Below are 19,249 nucleotides of genomic sequence, written 5' to 3' on the forward strand. Positions count from 1 at the left end.
GCTCAGGAACCGGGGCGGCGGCGGTGCGCGCTGGCCCGTTCGGTCAGCCGCGGTGGCAGCAGGGTCAGCGCGGGCGGCCGGACCCCGGCGAGCCGGGCGGCGAGCAGGTCCACGGCCCTGGCGCCCAGCTCCTCGGCGGGCAGGTGCACCGAGGTCAGCCGCGGCGAGGCCCGCTCGGCCAGCTCATCGGGGCAGATGGCCACCACGGACACCTCGGCCGGCACGTCGCGGCCGAGCTCACGCAGGCTGGTCAGCACCGAGGGCAGCGCGCCCTCGTTGTGCACCACCAGCGCGGTCAGCCGGGGCTGCTCCTGCAACAGGGCCGCCACCGTGCGCCGCACCGAGGGCAGCTGCTCGTCGGTCGCCCTGGTCAGCACCGAGACGCCGCGGCGGATCGCGGCCGCGGTGAAGCCGGCCATGGTGCGGTGCGCGTAACCGGCGTCGCGGTGGTAGACCAGCTGGGGCGAGCCGAGCAGGGCCACGCTGTGGTGCCCGAGGTCGGCCAGGTGGTCCAGGCACAGCGCGCCCGCCGCGGTGAAGTCCAGGTCCACACAGGTCAGTCCGGTGGGGTCGACCGGGAAGCCGATCAGCACCGAGGGGCGGTCCATCGCGCGCAGCACCGGCGCCCTGGCATCGCGCAGCTCCACGTCCATCACCACCAGGCCGTCCACGCCGCTGCGCTGCACCGCCTGGCGCAGGCCCTCCGCGCCGGTGTCCGCGGTGAGCAGCAGCACGTCGTTGCCGTGCCGGTGCGCGGCGGTGGTCACCGCGCTGACGAAGCGCATCAGCACCGGCAGGTGGGTGCCCGCGCGCAGCGGCGCGACCAGGCCCAGCACCCCGGTCCGGCGCGCCGCGCCGCGTGGCGCCTGCTGGGTGAGGTAGCCGAGGGCGCGGGCACTCTCCTCGACCTTGGCCCTGGTGGCCGGGCTGATCGCGCGCTTGCCGGAGAGCACGTAGGAGACCGTGCTCGGGGCGACGCCGGCCCGCCGAGCCACGTCCGCGATGGTGGCCAACCCGCCCTCCTCGTCACCGCCGTTGGTGCTTCGGGACGGTACGGCCGGGCCGGGGGTCCGGCTAGGGCCAACCGTCTTGCGAAGGCCCTCCGGCAAGACGGTTTCCAGCCGGTCGGAGCCATTTCGACAATTCGATTCGAAGGCAATCGAAATGGGTCATGTACGTGATGAGAGAATTCGGCGAATCGGCATGTTGACAGCGGGTAAATGCCTCATTACGCTGCCGGTTGCAGCATTTGTTGTCATTATCATTTACCGCCGCTGATTCTCATTTTCCGCAGTGGCTGCTGTCTTTTTCCCGGTGGTGGCCACCGTTCACGAGAGGAAGCAGATGTCCCGGACATCCTCACCGAGCCGGCGGGCTCCCTGGTCTGCCGCGCTGGTCGTCGCGCTGGCCGTCACCGGCCTGGCGGCCGCCGCGCCTGCCGCCTCAGCCGCGCCGTTCGACCTGGCGGGCTGGGCCACCCAGGGCGGCGGCACCACCGGCGGTGGCGGCGCCACCCCGGTCACCGTCAGCACCGCGGCCGCCTTCACCGCCGCGGTCAAGGCCAGCGGTCCCGCGGTGGTCCGCATCACCGGCACCATCGCGCTCTCCGGCATGGCCGCGGTCAGCTCGGACAAGACCATCATCGGGGTCGGCTCCGGCGCCGCGATCATCGGGCACGGGCTCAACATCTCCAGGTCCAGCAATGTGATCGTGCGCAACCTGAACTTCCGGAACTGGGCCGACGACGCGATCAACGTGCAGTACTCCACCCGGGTGTGGATCGACCACAACAGCTTCGCCAGCGGCAAGGACGGCGCGGTCGACGTCAAGCGCGCCTCCGACCTGGTCACCGTGTCCTGGAACAGGTTCTCCAGCCACGACAAGACGATGCTGCTCGGGCACAGCGACGACAACGGCGGCGAGGACCGGGGCAAGCTCCGGGTGACCTACCACCACAACTCCTTCGAGGGCACCGGTCAGCGGCACCCCAGGGTGCGCTTCGGCAATCCGGTGCACGTCTACAACAACTACTACGGCGGCGTCACCAGTTACGGCGTGGCGTCCACCAAGGAAGGTGGCGTGCTGGTCGAAGGCAATTTCTTCGAGAACACCAAGGACCCGTTCCACCTGGGTGAGGGCAGTTCTCCCGCGGGCACGCTGGTGGCCCGGAACAACCATTTTGTCAGCTCCGGCTCCGGGCAGACCGGCGGCAGTGTGAAGAGCATTCCCTATTCCTATCAGCTGGACCGCGCCAGTGACGTGAAGACGATCGTCCGGAACGGGGCAGGCCCAGGGCGCATCTGAGCGCCTGCCCGTGCGCTCCGGGGCCGGCGCGGCCGTCGCCCGCCGTCCCCGGAGCGCCACCGCGCCCATCGCCGAGAACTCACCGGAGGAGCCATGAGCACACCCCTGAGCCGCCGCGCCTTCGCCAGGCTCGCCCTCGCCCCGGCCGCCCTCACCCTGCTCGGCGGCGGCGCGGCACACGCGGCCGCCGCCCCGGACCGGGGCGCGGTGCTGCGCGCGATGGGCCGGGCCGCGGTCTTCCTGGACCGCCACGTCTCCTACCGCGGCGGTTACCTGTGGAGCTACCTGCCCGACCTGTCCGCCTCCTGGGGTGAACTGGAGGCGCGGCGGAGCATGTGCTGGGTGCAACCGCCCGGCACGCCCTCGGTCGGGCACAGCCTGCTCGACGCCTACCACGCCACCGGCGCGGAGGAGTTCTACCGCGCCGCCGAGCGCACCGGGCTGGCGCTGGTGGCCGCGCAGCTGCCGATCGGCGGCTGGAACTACGTGCACGACTTCGCCGGGACCGGCGCGCTGCGCCGCTGGTACGAGACCGTCGGCGGGAACGGCTGGCGGCTGGAGGAGTTCCAGCACCACTACGGCAACGCCACCTTCGACGACGCGGGCACCTCGGCCGCCGCGCAGCTGATCCTGCGGCTGTACCTGGAACGCCGCGACCCCCGGTTCAAGGCGGCGCTGGCGCGGGCGATCCGGTTCGTGCTCGCCGCGCAGTTCCGCGGCGGCGTGGCCGACGGCGGCTGGCCACAGCGGTTCCCCGCCTTCGCGGGCTCGGTCTCCCGCACGCACTGGCCTGCCGAACGGCCGCCATGGCTGCCCGCTGACGTGCGGCACGGCATGGAGGACGGCGAGTACACCCAGCACGTCACCTTCAACGACGACGTGCTCGGCGAGAACATCAAGTTCCTGCTGCTGTGCGCCAGCACGCTGCACCGGCCGGACCTCCTGGCACCGGTGCACCGCGCGATGCGCTGCCTGCAACGGATGCAGCAGCCCGGACCGCAGGCAGGCTGGGCCCTGCAACACCTGTCCAGGCCCGTCGGCGGCCGTCCGGCCGGGGCACCGGCAGGCGCGCGGTCCTACGAGCCGAGGGCGCTGGCCACGCACACCACGCAGACCAACATCCGCCAGCTGTTCCACTACTTCCGGCTCACCGGCGACCGCTCCTACCTGACCAGGGTGCCCGAGGCGATCGACTGGCTGAGCAGCTGCCCGCTCACCGAGCAACAGCTGGCGGAGAACCCGCTGCTGGCCAAGCGCACGCACCCGACGTTCGTGGAGCTGGGCACCAACCGGGCGCTGTTCGTGCACCGCTTCGGCAGCAACATCCGCAACGGCGCCTACTACACCGACCACGACCACCGGAACACCCTCGGCCACTACTCCGCGGGCCGGGCCATCGACCTGGACGGCCTGCGGCGCACCTACGCGGAGCTGGCCTCGTTGAGCGACAAGGAGATCGCCGAGCTGCGCGCCCGCTCCCCGCTGACCCCCGGCCCGCCGATCCCGGTGCCCCGGCACTTCTCCGTGCGCGAGCTGGAGCTGACCGACCTGTTCCGGGACGCCAAGCCCACTCTGCCCACGGTGCCCGACGCCGACGCCGAGACCCTGGTGCGCGACCTCGGCAACAAGGACCACTGGCTCACCCCGGCCGAGGCGGTCACCAACCCGTTCCGGGGGCGACCGCCCGCGGAACCGTTCCACGGCAAGGACTTCATGAGCACCCACGTCGGCGACCGCTACGACACCTCGCCCTTCCCGCCAGCCGAACGGCCACTGGTGATCAGCACCGGCGCCTACGTGGCCAACATGGCCAAGCTGATCGCCTGGGCGGATCGATGAGGAAAGCGGTGCGGCTGCTCCTGCTGCTGGTGGTCACCGCGCTCGCCCTGACCGCGCCGGTCCCCGCCCAGGCCGGGCCGGGCACCGCCCACGGTCGGTCGGTGATCGGCCTGCACAGCGGGTGGAGCTTCCACCGCGGCGAGGCGCCGGGCGCGGCCGAGCCCGGCTTCGACGACTCCGGCTGGGACCGGGTCACCGTGCCGCACAGCTGGAACGGGCGGGACGGCCAGGACGGCGGCAACGACTACTACCGCGGCCCCGGCTGGTACCGGCGCAGCCTGCCCGCGCCTGCCGGCGGCCGGGTGTGGTTGCAGTTCGACGGGGCCAACACCACCACCACGGTATGGGTCAACGGCCGCCTGCTCGGCGAGCACAAGGGCGGCTACGCGCGGTTCCGCTTCGACGCCACCGAGGCGTTGCGCCCCGGCCGGTCCAACGTGCTCGCGGTCCGGGTGAGCAATGCCCCGGACCCGGACGTGGCACCGCTGAGCGGCGACTTCACCATGCACGGCGGGCTCTACCGGGAGGTCAGTCTGGTGCTGACCGACGCGGTGCACCTGGACCTGCTCGACCACGGCGGCCCCGGCCTCTACCTCCGGCAGCAGCGGGTGACGCCGGAGTCGGCGACCGTGGCGGCGAGCACCAAGCTGGTCAACGACAGCCGGTCCACCACCAGGGTGCGGCTGCGCGCCACGGTCACCGGCGCGTTCGGCGAAGTGGTGGCACGCGAGCAGTCCAGCGTGCGCGCGGTCGGCGGCGGTCAGGCGGTGGAACTGGCGCTGCCGCTCACCATCGCCCGCCCGAGGCTGTGGCAGGGCCGCGCGGACCCGTTCCGCTACCAGGCCACCGTGGAGGTGGTGGACATTGGCGGCCGGGTGCTGGATCGGGTCAGCCAGCCGCTGGGCCTGCGCACCGCCGAGGTCTCCGCCACCGACGGCTTCGCCCTCAACGGCGAGCGACTGCCGGTGCAGGGGGTGAACCTGCACCAGGACCGGCCCGATGTGGGCTGGGCGGTCACCCCGGCGCAGCACGCCGAGGACTTCCGGATCATGCGCGAGATGGGCGTCAACGCCATCCGCACCGCGCACTACCAGCACGGCGAGACCGTCTACGAGCTGGCCGACCGGCACGGTTTCCTGGTGTGGACGGAAATTCCGCTGATCAACCTCACCACCGACAGCCCGGCCTTCCGGGCCAACATCGAGACCCAGCTGCGGGAGATGATCCGGCAGAACTTCAACCACCCCTCGGTGGTGTGGTGGGGCCTGGGCAACGAGCTGTGGCACGACTCCCCGGCGAACAACGCCCTGCTGGACCGGCTGGCCCAGGTGGTGCGCGCGGAGGACCCCTCGCGGCCCTCGGCGTACGCGAGCTGTTGCGTCTCCGACCGGGCCGGGATCACCAAGCACACCAACGGGATCGGCTACAACAAGTACTTCGGCTGGTACACCGGGACCTTCGCCGAGCTGGGGCCGTGGGCAGACCAGCTGCGCGCCGCCGACCCGGCCCGGCCGCTCGCGCTCAGCGAGTACGGCGCGGGAGCCAGCGCCTTCCAGCACCAGGAGAACCCACCGAACCCGGCACCCGCCTCGCGCTGGCACCCCGAGCAGTACCAGTCCGCCTACCACGAGGCCTACTGGAACCAGCTCAGACAGCGGCGCTGGCTGTGGGGCTCGTTCGTGTGGGCCATGTTCGACTTCGCCTCCGACAGCCGCGACGAGGGCGACACCCCCGGCCGCAACGACAAGGGCCTGGTGACCTACGACCGGGGCATCCGCAAGGACGCCTTCTACTGGTACCAGGCGAACTGGACGGACACCCCGGTGGTGCACCTCAACAGCAAGCGGTGGACCAGCCGGACCGCGGCGCGCACCACGGTCCGGGCCTACACCAACGCCGAGACGCTCACCCTGCGGGTCAACGGCAAGCAGGTCGGCGAACCGGTCAGCGGTGCGAGCCGGGTCGCCGAGTGGCCGGAGGTGCTGTTGCGGCCGGGCCCGAACACCGTGCAGGTCTCCGGGCTCAAGAACGGCCGCCCACACACCGACACCGCGGTCTGGACGCTGCGGTGACTCAGCTCCGCGCGCGCCCGAAGACCTCCGCCTCGGCCATGTTCAGCTCCTGCGGCCGGTCGGTGGCCAGCCACACGCGCACGTAGCGCCCGCGCGCGGGCAGGCTGACCTCGGTCGGCCTGCCCGCCTGCGCCAGCTCGTGGCGGCTGGTCACCCCCGGCGCGCGCAGTGCCTCGGCGAGGGTGTCCGGGAAGGGCTGCGCGGAGACCAGCACGTGGTAGTCGGCCAGGCGTTCGGTGCAGCAGTCCACCCGGTTGTGCACCCGGACCGACTCGATGTCGGCCACCACGCCCAGGTCGACCTGCCACCACGGTCGCGGCTCGGCGCCGGAGGTGGTGGAGAAGCTGACCAGGTCGCCGTCCACGGACTTCGCGGCGGCGTAGTCGGCCGAGTAATCCGAGATCTGGCTGGCCGGCTTGCCTGCCGAGAGGTTGCGCAGCGGTGGCAGGCCGAGGAACTCGTCGTGCCGGGCGCGCACCCGGTCCAGGAAGACGTCCAGCACGCCGTCGCCGATCCGCACCACGCCCTCGACCCGGTTCTCCCCGGGCACCGAGCGGATCCGGTTCGCCTTGGCGGACAGGGCATCCATCCGCTCCCGCGCCGCGGCGGCGGCCCGCCGGTCGCCCGCGCCGATCGCGTCCAGCGTGTCGAGGCCCGCGCCCATGGCCCCGGCCCACAGCTCGGTGGCGGCCAGCCAGTTCGCCGCGTCGTCCAGGAACGCCCGGTCCGCGACGGTGGCCCTGATCACCGAGGGGGCCGCGGTGATCCGCCGGACGTGCTGGCGCAGCGCGCTCGCCGCGCCGGGCGCGCCCGCCCAGAACGCGTCCACCCTGGCCTGGAGTGCGGGGGCCTGGGGCTGCCACGGGCGTGGGCCGAAGGTCGGGGCGAGGTGGTTGAGGTCGAAGAAGTCCAGCAGCGCCCTGACCCCCGCCCGGTCGCCGCCCGCGAGATGCGCCGCGGCCGCCCGCCAGCTGCGGTCGCGGTCGTAGCCGCGGTCGTGCCAGGAGAAGTCGGCCATGGTGAACACCGCGACCTTGCTCGCGGCGGCCTGGTTCATCGGGTTGGCCACGATGCCGGCCAGGTGGCCGGACAGGCCGGGCTCGCGGTGGTCGTAGGGCGCGAGCAGCAGCCGCCCCGCGGCCTGGCCGAAGTCGTTGACCGGGTAGTTGTCCCAGGCGAAGACCTTGCGGCCGAACAGTTCCGAGGCGCGGCGGGCCTGGTCCACGGTGATGCTGGGCGGCACCACGTCGGTGCCGGTCCACATCACCAGCACCGCGGGGTCCAGGGTCGAGCGGAGCACCTGCTTGTACTCGGTGTCGGTGAGGTCGCCGTACTCGGTCGGCACCATCTGCAACGGGTGCGTGCCGGGGTGGGCGGCCAGGAAACCGCGCTGGAGGTCGTTGAGCAGCCCGACCTGGGTCACTCCCGCGGCGTGGCGGCCCGGTTCGCCGTAGGCCGTCCGGTCGGCCGCGCAGTTCCACCGGGTGTAGCTGATGTCGTCCAGCGGGACGGAGAAGGCGCGCACGCCGAGGTCGTACATGGCTTGCAGCTTCGTGGTGAGCGCGGCGCGGTCCTCGGCGCTGGAGTAGCAGATCGAGGTGCCGGGGGAGAGCGCGTAGGTGAACCGGACGTGCTGGGCCGCGGCCGCCTTGACCAGCTCGCCCAGCTGGGCCAGCCGGTCGGCGGGGTAGGGCTCGCGCCAGCGGTCGCGGTGGTACGGGTCGTCCTTGGGCGCGTAGATGTAGGTGTTGGCCTTGACCTGGCCGTAGAAGGCGAGCTGGTCGAGGCGTTCCCGGTGCGTCCACGGCGAACCGTAGAAGCCCTCGATGGTGCCGCGCAGGGCCATCGCGGGGAAGTCGCTGACCGCGGCCCCCGCGATGCGCGGGCGGTGCCGGTCGCCGGTGAACAGCTGCCGCAGGGTCTGCACGGCGTAGTACTGGCCCGCCGCATCCACCCCGCCGAGCGCGACCGAACCGCGCCGCGCGGTGATGGTGAGCGCGCTGCCCTCCGCATGGCGGGGGACCGGGGTCGAGCCGAGGGCGGCGGCGACATCGGGCCGGTCGGCCGGTCCCAGGTGGAAGGTCAGCGGCGCACGCCCCGCGGTGTCGATGTGCCGGACGCCGTGCTCGCGCAGGGTCCGCTCCAGCAGGGCGCGGGCGGCCGGGTCGGTGCGCTCGTCCACCACCAGCCGTACCCGGCTGCCCACCGGGACGTCCGGCCCGCTGCGCTGGATGTGTTGCGGCGCGGGCGAAACCTGGGGGAGCGGGGCGGCCTCCACCGCGGCCTGGGCCGGGGCGGCGAGCATGCCCAGTGGCAGCGCGGCGGCGAGCAGGACGGACACCGTTCGGCCGAGCAGCTGCATGCGATCTCCAGAGAAGTGCGGGCGGCGATGTGCTCCAGTATGGCCCGTGGCCGGGGCTTTTCCGGTGCTACCAACGTTTGGGCGCGGTGGTCCGGTCTATGGGTTCCCAAGACGTGCCGGACTGGCTACCCTCCGAACTGGGAGCGCTCCCAGAAAACCTGATGCTCGATCCTCAAGGAGGAGGACAGCATGGCGCAGAACAGATCCGCCCGACCCCTGCTCGCCAGAGCGCTCGTGGTGCTGAGCGCGGTCGGCGCGCTGCTAGCCGGGGCTCTGACCGGCGTCGCCCAGGCGCACGGCTCGGCCACCGACCCGCCCTCGCGCAACTACGGCTGCTGGCAGCGCTGGGGCAGCGACTTCCAGAACCCGGCCATGGCCACCCGCGATCCCATGTGCTGGCAGGCCTGGCGGGCCAACCCCAACGCGATGTGGAACTGGAACGGCCTGTACCGGGAGAACCTCAAGGGCAACCACCGCGGCAACATCCCGAACGGGCAGCTGTGCAGCGGCGGGCACGCCGAGGGCGGCCGGTACAACTCGATGGACACCGTCGGCGCGTGGCAGACGGTGAACAAGCCACGGCGGTTCACCCTGACCATCACCGACCAGGCCCGCCACGGCGCGGACTACCTGCAGGTGTACATCACCAAGCAGGGCTTCAACCCCGCGACCCAGGCACTGGGCTGGGACAACCTGGAACAGGTCGCCCAGACCGGCCGCATCGCACCCAACGGCACCTACCAGGTCAACGTTGACGCGGGCAGCCGGACCGGACGGCACATCGTCTACACCATCTGGCAGGCCAGCCACCTGGACCAGTCCTACTACTTCTGCAGCGACGTCAACTTCACCGGCTGAGCCGGGGGTGGCGCGCACGATGCGGGAAGTCGCTGACCGACTCGTGCGCGCCTGCCCCTCGGCCGGGGAACCATGGCTGGTGGCCGATGACGGCTGGGTTCGGGTGCACGCCGGGCGGACCGCGCTGGCGGAGTACGTGCTCGGCCCGGCCGAGCCGTACCTGCACCCGTTGCGCACCACCGCGGGCGAGCTGGTCACCGGACCCGGCGGCCTGCGCTTCACCGCGGCCGAGGTCTCCGGCGAGAACGCCTGGGGCGGCCGCACCCCGCCCGTCAGCGGCACGATGCGGCACGTGCGCTGGGCGCGGGTCCGCTGCCACGACGGCAGGGCCGAGCTGCGGCACTGGCTGGACTGGCGGACCCGGTCGGGGCAGTGCTGGCTGGCCGAGGACCGCGCCATCGAGGTGGACCAGGTGGACCCCGCCGACGGTTCCTGGCTGCTCACCTGGAAAACCCGGCTGCACAACACGAGCGGACGCCGACTCCGGTGGGGCGGACCGCGCTGCCCCGGCCCCCGCTCCTTCGCTGCCGCCTGCACTGCGGAAAGCGCCAGCGGCATCCGCGCGCCGTGGCGGGCTTTCACCGGTGCGCACGAGGAAAGCGGGCGGCGCTCCAGTGTGATCTTCGTCGAGCACCCCCGCAATCGCCGGGGGCCGCTGCTGATCGAGCCGGAGGCCCGGCTCGACCTGACCCACCACCTGGTCATCGCGGACGGGCACTGGGATCCGGCGCGCATCGAGCGCTACCTGACCCGGCGGGTGGTTCCCCGCTGGACGGCCTAGGTGGCGCGCTGGCCGCCGCGCAGCTCCACTGTGGACTGTGGCCGCCAGTCCACTTCGGACGGTGCGTCGCGGTCGGCGGTGAGCTTGCCGTCCACCACCGCCAGCGAGGCCAGTTGCAGGCAGGAGGCCTGGCCGAACCGGCAGGAGTAGAGGATGTGCGCCCGCTCGCCCTGGGTGAGCACCGAGCCGTGGTGACCGGGAGCGTTGTCTCCCAGGCGGATTCCCGGTTGGGCCAGCAGCGGTTCGGACTGCGGGAACCAGGTCCGCAGGTCGTTGGAGCGGTACACCGGCAGGCCGCGGTCGCCGCTGGTGATCATCCAGTAGTACCCGACGAAGCGGAACACGCTGGGCGCGCCCTGGCCCGGCGGGCACACCGACCGGCTGACCGGAAGCCAGGTGCTCAGGTCGGTGGAGTCGGCCGCGTGCACGCTGCCGTCGGGCACCGTGTACCACATGCGCCAGGTCTGGCCGTCGGGCAGTGGCCAGACCGCCGCGTCCGCGCAGCCTTCACCGGAGAGCTCCAGCTCGCGGTCGAAACGCCAGTTCAGCAGGTCCTGCGAGGTGTAGTGCAGGATGTGGCCGCGGGTGGCGCGGGCGGCCCGGGTGCCGGCCACGTGGCTGACGTAGAGGTGGTAGGTCCCGCCGTGCCAGATCACCTCCGGCGCCCAGAAGCTGTTGCGTCCGGAGTGGACGGTGTCCAGGCCCTTGGGCGCGCCGCGGTACTCCCAGCTGCGGCCGCCGGTCGAGCTGGTGGCGATGCCGATGGTGGCCCCGCGCGGCGAGGTGGCCGCGGAGTAGAGCACGCACCACTCGCCGGCCGCGCGGTGGTAGACGACCACCGGATCGGTTGCGCCACCGTGGATCGGGTCGCGGAACAGCGGCGCGTCCGCCTGCGCGATCGCGGGCACGGTGGTCGCGCCAGGCTCGCTCAGGGCCAGCAGACTGCTGCCCGCGCCGTTGAAGTAGCGCAACCCTTGCCAGGAACGGGTGTCCAGGCCGGTCAGGGGAGCGCTGGTGCCCCGGAGGTTCAACACGGGGCGGCTGGTCCAGGACACGACTGACCTCCGGCAGGGTGCTGGCTGTGCACCACTTGTTAACGTTAACATTGGTCTGCTGCCCGGTCAACACCCTGGCCCGCGCGGTCGCGAACGGTTCGGTCGAACCTTGTGCCGGATCGCCGTTTTCCCTTAGCTTGCAAGGAGATCCCGGTTCCGGCCGGTCCCCGAACGCATTCGACGACGAATTCGATTCGAATCCGAGGCCAGATGAGCTACCAGACCAAAAATTGGCGCGTCCGAACGATTCTGGCCACCGCCGCGATCGCGACGCTGACCGCGGGCTCGACAGCCGAACCACCGCGCGCGGCGGCCGAACCCAGCCCGAGCGTGCTCGCCTGCGGCGACCGCACGTTCAACGCGGAAGCCGTCCTCAACGGCAGCACCTGGACCGCCCGCAACGGCGGCCGGACCCTGTACACCGGCGGCGACATGCGGGCCGCCGCGCAGGCCGCGATCAACAGCCTCAGCGCGGGCCGCACCGCCAAGCAGTGGGTGCTGGTGAGGGGTTCGGGCACGGTGAGCGCGGGCGCGCGGATCAGCCTGCCCAGCTTCACCGGCCTCGACGTCTGCGGCACCATCAACGTCACCGGCTCCGGCTCCGGTGACCAGGCCCCGATCTACTCCCGCGGCACCCGCGACATCGAGGTGCGCTACCTGAAGGTGACCGGCCGCCCGCTGTACGGGATCTTCCTGCGCAACGTGCAGAACGTGGTGCTCGGCCAGATCGACATGCGCCTGTCCAGTGGGCTCGGCGTGCGCATCGACAACCGGGGCGACACCAGCGTGCGCAGCCGCAACATCCGGCTGGACAACGTGTTCGTCTCCGGCGCGGGCAGCCACGCGGTGGAGACCTACGGCGTGGACGGCCTCACCATCGGCACCGTGACCGCGCGCGACGTCGGCGAATCCGGGTTGCTGCTCAACGACACCATCAACGCCACGGTGTCCACTGTGGACGCGGAGAACGCGGGAACGGGCACCGGTTACGCGGCCTTCCGGGTGGCCAACCGCAACGGCCGGATCGGCAACGGCTATCCCACCAACATCCGGGTCGGCACGGTGCGCGCCCGCAGCGGCGGCCGGGGCGTCTTCTGCGTCTCGGAAAGCGGCGGCCTGGTCATCGACCGCCTCGACCTGGCCAACACCGGCAACAACGCGATCCTGGTGGAGAACTGCCACAACGTGAACCTGGCCGCGGTCGGCGGCACCGTCTCCGGCGGCGGCGAGATCCGGCTGGCCGCCCGCACCCAGTTCGCGAACAACTCCGACATCACCGTACAAAACCTGCGCGTGACCAACTCCGCCGTCCGCGAAAGCCCCTGCGGCGCCAACACCACCTTCCGCAACATCACCCTCAACAACAGCACCATGAACGTCTGCACCTAACCCACCGCCGTGTTGGCCGTTGTCGTACGGTGTGTTGGCCGTTGTTGACGGTGTCTTGGCCGGAATGTGTACCAGTTCGGCCAACACCGTGTACGACAACGGCCAACACGCCTGCGAGGTTGGGGCCGGGCGGGCGGTTAGGCGCGTTCGGACTTGCTGCGGAGGACGCAGAACTCGTTGCCCTCGGGGTCGGCGAGTACGGCCCAGCCGGTGCCGTCGGACTGCCGGTGGTCGGCGACGAAGGTGGCGCCGATCGCCAGCAGCCGGGCCACCTCCGCATCCCGCGTGGTCTCCGGGCGCAGGCACAGGTGGATGCGGTTCTTGGTCTGCTTGGGCTCTGGCACCTGGTTGAAGTACAGCACCGGGCCCTCGGCCAGCATGACCTGGGTCTCCGGCTCGCCCGGCTTGTCCTCCGGATGCAGTGGACGGCCGGTCACCTTGCTCCAGAACCGGGCCAGCTCATAGGCATCCGCACAGTCGATCGCCACGTTCTGCACCACCGAAACCATGCCCGTCAGCTTCCCTGACGCGCTGGGCAACCGCTAGTCGTGCGGGGAGACCCCGTCGGCCGGGAGGTGCACGTCGAGCCTGCCGCACATGCCGAACCGCTGGCTGTCGACCGGTGGCAGCGTGCGGATGTCGGCCTCCGCGAGGTGGCCGATGTCCCCGGCCCGCAGCCTGGCCAGCTGCTCGCCGGTGCGTTCGGCCGCGGCCAGCGCGCCGTCCCGCCAGCGCTGCTCCCAGTCGGCCAGCCGGTCCTGCTTCAGCCGGAGGGCGGCCCGGTAGAACTTGTCCAGGGCCGCGTGGTCGCCGGACTCGATCCGCTGGCGCAGCACCAGGAAACCTTCGATCGCCAGGTCCCGCCGCCGCCGGGCCGCGGCCTCGTCGCTGGCGTAGGCGTGGGCGGGGTCGGCCAGCGCGGCGGCCCTGGCGTAGGCATCGGGGTTGGCGAGGGTGGGGGCGGGGAAGGTGAACACCGCGTCGCCGGCCTCGGGCAGGCCGGCGTTCTGCATGACTACCACGATCCGCAGGTCCGCGTCGTTGACCAGGCGGTGGATCGTGCCGGGGGTGAACCAGGTGACCGTCCCGGCGCGCAGGGGCAGCTCGGCGAACCCGCGCCGGGTCAGGGTCTGCACCCGGCCCTCGCCGCCGACCACGACGTAGCACTCCGAACAGGTCAGGTGCACGTGCGGGGAGCCGCCGCACACGCCGTCCGCGGTCGGCCAGTCGTAGACGCGCAACCCGGAGATGCCGGTCGCGCCGGGGAACGGCATCACCACGGGTGTCCCTCCACATAGGACTCCAGCCGGTCCCGGTCCCAGGCGCCGTCGGCCACGACCACCCGGTAGCGCAAGCTCAGCGTGGCCCCAGGGGCCAGCTCCACCGGGTCGAAGAAGGCGAAGGAGGGGTTGACCGCGGGGAACGGGGTGTTGCGCACGAACCAGTGGGTGGCCTTGTTGTCCGGGTGGTCCAGGAACAGCAGCGTCGAGCAGCGGTCCACCTCGTCGTGGCGGCCGACGTAGGCCAGCCAGCGCGCGGAGCGCCCCATCATCTCCGGACCGCCGCCGCCGTCCGCGGCGATGACCTCCCCGTCGGTGAAGGCCCTGGGGCCGCGCCAGAACAGCCCGGTGTACCCGGCCATCGCCCGGCCCTGGGTGGTCGGACTGCCCAGCACCAGCCGCTCGCCCCGGATGTTGGTCAGCGTGGTGGCCACCTCCAGCGTCCAGGACGCGTCCGCGGCGTCGAGCACCGCCAGCTCGCGCACCTCGTCCACCCAGTGCTCGCCTGCCTCGGTGTGCCAGGACAGCCGCTCGGTGAACCCGATCCGCTCCGGGCCGCGCTCGGTGACGATGAGCTGCTCGTGCCGCATGGCGCCGACGTTGGGCAGGGCCACGTAGTCCTGGCCGTGCACGTAGGTGACGCCGCCCCAGAAGTTCTGCCCGGAGACATCCGTCGCGGTCATCGCGATGCCCTTGTGCCAGCGGTGGTCGTGCGGCCGGTAGGCGGTCACCACGTCACCGGCCAGGGTGCGCACCGGGTGCAGGTACGGCTTCGGGCCCTCGAACGGCGGCATGGACGGGCGGAAGACGTACTCGAAGAGCTCGACCTCGCCCGCGCTGACCGCGAGCCGGTCCTCGGCCAGCCGGGTGATCGCCAGTGTCATCGCCATGGCGCGCCGACCCCTTCCATGGTGGTGTAGAACGGGTTGTCCGGACCGATCTCGCCGCGGCGCACGGGCGCCCCGGTGAAGGCCGAGGCGTACAGCGCCGCGACGAACTCCATGGTGTGCCTGGACTCGGCCAGCGTGACCGGCGGCGGCTCACCCCGGTCCAGCGCGTCGTGGAAGGCCTCGATCTGGCAGCCGTGACCGCTGGCCACCGCGGAGCGCTCCCGCTGCCAGCGCGGCAGGACCTCCTCGTGGCCGGGGGCCGGGGTCACCGTCCAGTCCGCGTCGGTGTAGCCGTAGAGGTGCTTGACCTCCACCGTGGCGCGCTCGTAGTCGAAGCGCAGCGCCGAGGTCTGCCTCGGCGAGACCACCGAGTTGACCACGGTGGCCACCGCGCCACTCGCGAAGCTGACCAGCGCCAGCGAGACGTCCTCGGTCTGCACGTCGCGGGCCTGCCGGGCGGCCAGCGCGCGGACCTCCTGCCACGGGCCCAGCACGGAGAGCAGCAGGTCGAACTGGTGGATGCCGTGGCCCATGGTGGGCCCGCCGCCCTCGGTGTCCCAGGAACCCCGCCAGGGCACCGCGAAGTAGGCGTCGTCGCGGTACCACAGCGTGTCGCAGGTGGCCACCAGCGGCTTGCCCAGCTCACCGGCCGCGGTCATCCGCCGCAGCCGCACCGCGGCCGGGCCGAACCGGTGCTGGAACACCGTGGCCACGTGCGCGCTCGACGCGGCCTCGCCCGCGATCAGCGCGTCCATCTCGGCGAGGGAGAGCGCGGGCGGTTTCTCCACCAGCACGGTGACCCCGGCGGCCAGGGCCTCCAGCGCCAGCGGGGTGTGGTGCTGGGGCGGGGTGCACAGGTGCAGCACGTCCACCGCCTCCTCGGCCAGCAGCCTGCCCAGGCTGTCGTAGCTGCGCGGCGCGCCCCACTGGGTGGCGAACTCGCGGGCGCGGGCGGCGTCCACGTCGGCCACCGCGACCAGGGTGGCCCGGTCCCCGGCGGCGCGCAGGGCGGCGGCGTGCGCGGCCGCGATCCCGCCGGTGCCCGCGATCGCGGTGCGGTGCGGGCGGCTCATCTGGCCGCGTCCACTTCGGACTGGAGCTCGGTGATGAACGCGGTCGCGGTCTGCTCGGGGGTGGCCCGGCCGAAGAGCACGTTCTCGGTGTGCCGCTTGAGGATCGCGTCCAGCGTGCTGGCCCCGTTGGGGGTGATCCGCGGCGGGTCGCTGACCGGCAGCTTGTCCAGGTACTCCGCGGCGGCCCGGTCGGTCTCGGTCAGCTTGTCCGTGATCACCGCGCGGATCCGCTGGTTGGCGGGCACCCCGCGTTCGGTGAGCAGCACCTTCGCCGCCTCCTCGTCGTTTGCCAGGAAGTTGACGAACGCGGCCGCCTCGGCCGGGTGCTTCGAGCGGGCGGAGACCGACCAGAACATGGACGGCTTGTAGTAGGCGGCCGGGGCCTTCAGTCCTGCCTCGCCGGGCAGCCGGAGCAGCTTGAGCTTGGCGCCGCTGGCCGCGCTCAGCGCGGTCAGCTGGGTGTTCCACCAGGCGCCGAAGGCCGCGGTGCGGGTCGCGGTCGCGGACTGGGGCAGCCCGGCGGAGGCCTTCTCCACGGTGACCGGCGGCGGCGGCGCGATCCCGGTGCGGGCCATGTCGAGCAGGTAGGCCCAGTACCCGGTGAGCACCTTCGGCGGGATGACCACGTTGCCCTTGTCGTCGAAGAGCGCCGCGCCGGCCTGGCGGGCCCAGATGGTCAGGCCGCCGCCGTCGTTGAAGCCCCAGGACTGCACGCCCCATGCCTTGCCGCCGGTGGCCTTGGACACCTGCTCGCCGGCCGCGCGCAGGTCCGCCCAGGTCCACTTGGTGTCATCGGGCAGCGGCACGCCGTGCTGGGCCAGCATGTCGGTGTTGACCACGAAGCTGTACGCGCTGAGCCCGATGGGGAGTCCGTACTGCTTGCCCTGGATCGCGCCGGTGGCCAGCGCCTTGGCGTCGAAACCCTCGGTGCTCAGGTGCTTCCCGGCCTCGTTGAGGTCCAGCAGCGCGCCGCGCTCGGCGTAGGAGGACAGGTACAGCTCGTCCATCTGGATGATGTCGGGCGAGTCGTTGGCGGCCATGGTGGTGGCCAGGCTGTCCCAGTAGCCGTTCCACTCCTTGAACTCCCCGCGCACGGTGATGTTCGGGTGCTTGCGCTGGAACTGCTCGATCACCTGCTGGGTGCGCTTGTGCCGGTCGTCCGCGCCCCACCAGGTGAAGCGCAGGGTCACCGGATCCTTGGACAGCTCCTGGCCCGCGCCGGCGCCGCCGGAGCAGGCCACCAGCAGGGTTGCGGTCAGCAACAGCAGCACCGCCCTGGTGGCGCGGCTCTTGGTCCTGATGGGCATGGCGGATAGGTCCTTTCCGGCTACTTGCCGCCGGTCGTGGCGATGCCGCGGACGAGGTAGCGCTGTCCGAGCAGGAAGGCCAGGAAGATCGGCAGCAGGGACACCACGTTCATCGCGAACAGCGAGCCCCATGAGGTCGAGACGGTGGCGTCGATGAACGTGCGCAGGGCGACCGGCACGGTGTACATCTCCGGGTCCGTCAGGTAGATCAGCTGGCTGAAGAAGTCGTTCCAGGTCCAGATGAAGGTGAAGATCGTGGTGGTGGCCAGCGCGGGGGTCATCAGCGGCAGCATGATCCGCAGGAAGATGCGGGGGTGGCCGCAGCCGTCGATGCGCGCCGCCTCGTCCAGCTCCCGCGGCAGCCCCCTGATGAACTGCACCATCAGGAAGACGAAGAAGGCGTCCGTGGCAAGGAGCTTGGGCACCACCAGCGGCAGGAACGTGTTCACCCAGCCCAGCTGCGAGAACAGGATGTACTGCGGCACGATGATCACGTGGATGGGCAGCATGATCGTGCCGAGCATGAGGCCGAACCACCACCGCTTGCCGCTGAACTCCAAGCGGGCGAAGGCGTAGGCGGCCATCGAGCAGGACACCAGGTTGCCGATCACGCAGCCCAGCACCACGATCGCGGAGTTGATCAGGTAGTGCCCGAACGGGGAGGCCAGCGCGCCCCAGCCGGCCACGTAGTTGTCGGTGCGCAGGGTGTCCAGCACCAGGCCGGGGCTGCGGAAGATCTCGTCGTCCGGCCGCAGTGAGCTGACCACCATCCACAGCACCGGGTACAGCATCACGAACCCGAGCAGCAGCAGGCCGATGTGCTTGGCCGGCGCGGAGATCCGTCGCCTGAGGTCAGTCGTCATAGAACACCCAGTACTTCGCGGCCCAGAAGTTGACGAAGGTGAACGCGGCGATGATCAGCAGCAGGAACCAGGCCAGCGCCGAGGCGTAGCCCATGTCGAACCGGCTGAAACCCTGCTGGTACAGGTAGAGCGTGTAGAACATGGTCGAGTCCGACGGACCGCCGGTGCCCCCGGAGACCACGAACGCCTGGGTGAAGGACTGGAAGGCGTGGATGATCTGCAGCACCAGGTTGAAGAAGACGATGGGGGACAGCAGCGGGAAGGTGATGTGCCGGAACCGCGACCACCTGCCCACCCCGTCGATGGCGGCGGCCTCGTAGTACATGGCCGGGATCTGCCGCAGCCCGGCCAGGAAGATGATCATCGGTGCGCCGAAGGTCCACACGTTGAGCACGATGAGGGTGGACAGTGCGGTGTCCGGGTCGGAGATCCAGCCCTTGCCCTGCACGCCGAAGAGCGCGAGCACCCGGTTGACCAGGCCGTCGGCGCCGAAGATCTGCGTCCACAGCACCGCGATCGCCACGCTGGAGCCCAGCAGCGAGGGCAGGTAGAACGCCGAGCGGTAGAACGCGAGCCCGCGCATCCCCCGGTCCAGCAGCATGGCCACCCCCAGTGCGAAGGCCAGCTGCAACGGCACCGAGACCAGCACGTAGGTGAGGGTCACCCGCAGCGCGTTGTGCAGCCGCTCGTCGGTGAGGATGCGCGCGAAGTTGTCCAGGCCGATGAACCTCGGCGGCTGGATCAGGTTGTACTTGGTGAAACCGAGGCCGAAGGAGGCCAGCACCGGCCCGACCGTGATCACGGCCAGGCCGAGGAACCAGGGCGCCAGGAACCAGAACGCGGCCTTGTTGTCCCGCTTGCGGGCGGGGCCGCCGTGGCGCAACCGGCGCAGCTCGTCGAGGGCACTCACGGCCTGGGAACCCTCCTCACCGCTCTGTGGATCAGGTCTGGAAAACGCTTTCCAGAGTTGCACCGGGCTACTGGAGGAGTCAAGACAGTCCGCCTCGGGGAGTCGGGATCGCGTGGTTTTTTGGTGCTGTCGCGCAGGTTCAGCCGTCCGTTGATGGTCAGGTATGTCGCGGGTCCGGCGATCATGGCCGCTGGTCTCCCGGTCTGGCAACGAATGGTCGAATTCGAATCGAATCGGCGGGTATCCGCGCGGTGACGTCTCCGGCG

Annotated in this window: 16 protein-coding genes; 6 read left to right on the top strand and 10 right to left on the bottom strand. The window is 71.4% G+C overall.

Translation table 11 applies throughout. The features are described 5' to 3' along the window. Positions 1 to 2 precede the first annotated feature (2 nt). Positions 3 to 1,013: a LacI family DNA-binding transcriptional regulator gene (locus N8J89_RS17120; RefSeq protein ID WP_283665349.1), complete on the bottom strand. Its 1,011-nt coding sequence runs from the start codon at positions 1,011 to 1,013 to the stop codon at positions 3 to 5. A 331-nt stretch (positions 1,014 to 1,344) separates the two neighbouring features. On the opposite strand from N8J89_RS17120, the gene N8J89_RS17125 reads away from it, so the two are divergent. The 3 genes from N8J89_RS17125 (at position 1,345) to N8J89_RS17135 (ending at position 6,215) form a co-directional block, all read left to right on the top strand. Further along, positions 1,345 to 2,304, top strand: a complete 960-nt coding sequence (locus N8J89_RS17125) for a pectate lyase family protein (RefSeq protein WP_283665350.1) — start codon at positions 1,345 to 1,347, stop codon at positions 2,302 to 2,304. A 93-nt stretch (positions 2,305 to 2,397) separates the two neighbouring features. After that, positions 2,398 to 4,143, top strand: coding sequence for a pectate lyase (locus N8J89_RS17130; protein ID WP_283665351.1), 1,746 nt, complete (start codon positions 2,398 to 2,400; stop codon positions 4,141 to 4,143). Positions 4,144 to 4,151: 8 nt separating this feature from the next. Beyond that, positions 4,152 to 6,215 carry a glycoside hydrolase family 2 protein gene (locus N8J89_RS17135; protein WP_283665352.1) on the top strand — a complete coding sequence of 688 codons (2,064 nt, stop codon included), beginning with the start codon at positions 4,152 to 4,154 and terminating at the stop codon, positions 6,213 to 6,215. A 1-nt stretch (position 6,216) separates the two neighbouring features. Here N8J89_RS17135 and N8J89_RS17140 read toward each other — a convergent pair whose 3' ends face one another. After that, positions 6,217 to 8,577 carry a glycoside hydrolase family 84 protein gene (locus N8J89_RS17140; protein WP_283665353.1) on the bottom strand — a complete coding sequence of 787 codons (2,361 nt, stop codon included), beginning with the start codon at positions 8,575 to 8,577 and terminating at the stop codon, positions 6,217 to 6,219. A gap of 189 nt (positions 8,578 to 8,766) precedes the next feature. Between N8J89_RS17140 and N8J89_RS17145 the strand changes: the two genes are divergently transcribed. Beyond that, a complete protein-coding gene (locus tag N8J89_RS17145; protein ID WP_283665354.1) occupies positions 8,767 to 9,435 on the top strand; it encodes a lytic polysaccharide monooxygenase auxiliary activity family 9 protein in 669 nt (222 codons plus the stop codon). A 19-nt stretch (positions 9,436 to 9,454) separates the two neighbouring features. After that, entirely contained in the window at positions 9,455 to 10,216 is a 762-nt protein-coding gene (locus tag N8J89_RS17150) for a DUF6807 family protein (RefSeq protein WP_283665355.1), read from the top strand. Here N8J89_RS17150 and N8J89_RS17155 read toward each other — a convergent pair. Further along, entirely contained in the window at positions 10,213 to 11,250 is a 1,038-nt protein-coding gene (locus N8J89_RS17155; protein WP_283665356.1) for a glycoside hydrolase family protein, read from the bottom strand. The genes N8J89_RS17150 and N8J89_RS17155 overlap by 4 nt on opposite strands. A 231-nt stretch (positions 11,251 to 11,481) precedes the next feature. On the opposite strand from N8J89_RS17155, the gene N8J89_RS17160 reads away from it, so the two are divergent. Further along, positions 11,482 to 12,660: a hypothetical protein gene (locus N8J89_RS17160; protein ID WP_283665357.1), complete on the top strand. Its 1,179-nt coding sequence runs from the start codon at positions 11,482 to 11,484 to the stop codon at positions 12,658 to 12,660. 137 nt (positions 12,661 to 12,797) lie between these two features. Here N8J89_RS17160 and N8J89_RS17165 read toward each other — a convergent pair whose 3' ends face one another. From N8J89_RS17165 to N8J89_RS17195, 7 genes are read right to left on the bottom strand one after another with little or no spacing between them, the layout of a single operon-like run. Next, positions 12,798 to 13,169: a VOC family protein gene (locus tag N8J89_RS17165; protein WP_283665358.1), complete on the bottom strand. Its 372-nt coding sequence runs from the start codon at positions 13,167 to 13,169 to the stop codon at positions 12,798 to 12,800. A gap of 33 nt (positions 13,170 to 13,202) precedes the next feature. Continuing rightward, positions 13,203 to 13,934 (bottom strand): cupin domain-containing protein, encoded by a 732-nt coding sequence (locus N8J89_RS17170; protein ID WP_283666188.1) that lies wholly within the window; start codon positions 13,932 to 13,934, stop codon positions 13,203 to 13,205. Further along, positions 13,934 to 14,830, bottom strand: coding sequence for a DUF6807 domain-containing protein (locus tag N8J89_RS17175; RefSeq protein ID WP_283665359.1), 897 nt, complete (start codon positions 14,828 to 14,830; stop codon positions 13,934 to 13,936). The genes N8J89_RS17170 and N8J89_RS17175 overlap by 1 nt, the downstream gene beginning before the upstream one ends. Further along, positions 14,821 to 15,903, bottom strand: a complete 1,083-nt coding sequence (locus N8J89_RS17180) for a Gfo/Idh/MocA family protein (protein ID WP_283665360.1) — start codon at positions 15,901 to 15,903, stop codon at positions 14,821 to 14,823. The genes N8J89_RS17175 and N8J89_RS17180 overlap by 10 nt, the downstream gene beginning before the upstream one ends. Next, positions 15,900 to 17,210, bottom strand: coding sequence for an ABC transporter substrate-binding protein (locus tag N8J89_RS17185; RefSeq protein WP_283665361.1), 1,311 nt, complete (start codon positions 17,208 to 17,210; stop codon positions 15,900 to 15,902). The genes N8J89_RS17180 and N8J89_RS17185 overlap by 4 nt, the downstream gene beginning before the upstream one ends. A gap of 20 nt (positions 17,211 to 17,230) precedes the next feature. Next, the gene (locus N8J89_RS17190; RefSeq protein WP_283665362.1) at positions 17,231 to 18,073 is read right to left on the bottom strand and encodes a carbohydrate ABC transporter permease; all 843 of its coding nucleotides are present in this window, start codon (positions 18,071 to 18,073) and stop codon (positions 17,231 to 17,233) included. After that, positions 18,063 to 18,983, bottom strand: a complete 921-nt coding sequence (locus N8J89_RS17195; RefSeq protein WP_283665363.1) for a carbohydrate ABC transporter permease — start codon at positions 18,981 to 18,983, stop codon at positions 18,063 to 18,065. Before N8J89_RS17195 ends, N8J89_RS17190 begins: the two co-directional genes overlap by 11 nt. Between the last annotated feature and the right edge of the window lie 266 nt (positions 18,984 to 19,249).

The sequence above is a fragment of the Crossiella sp. CA-258035 genome (assembly GCF_030064675.1).
Classification (GTDB): domain Bacteria; phylum Actinomycetota; class Actinomycetes; order Mycobacteriales; family Pseudonocardiaceae; genus Crossiella.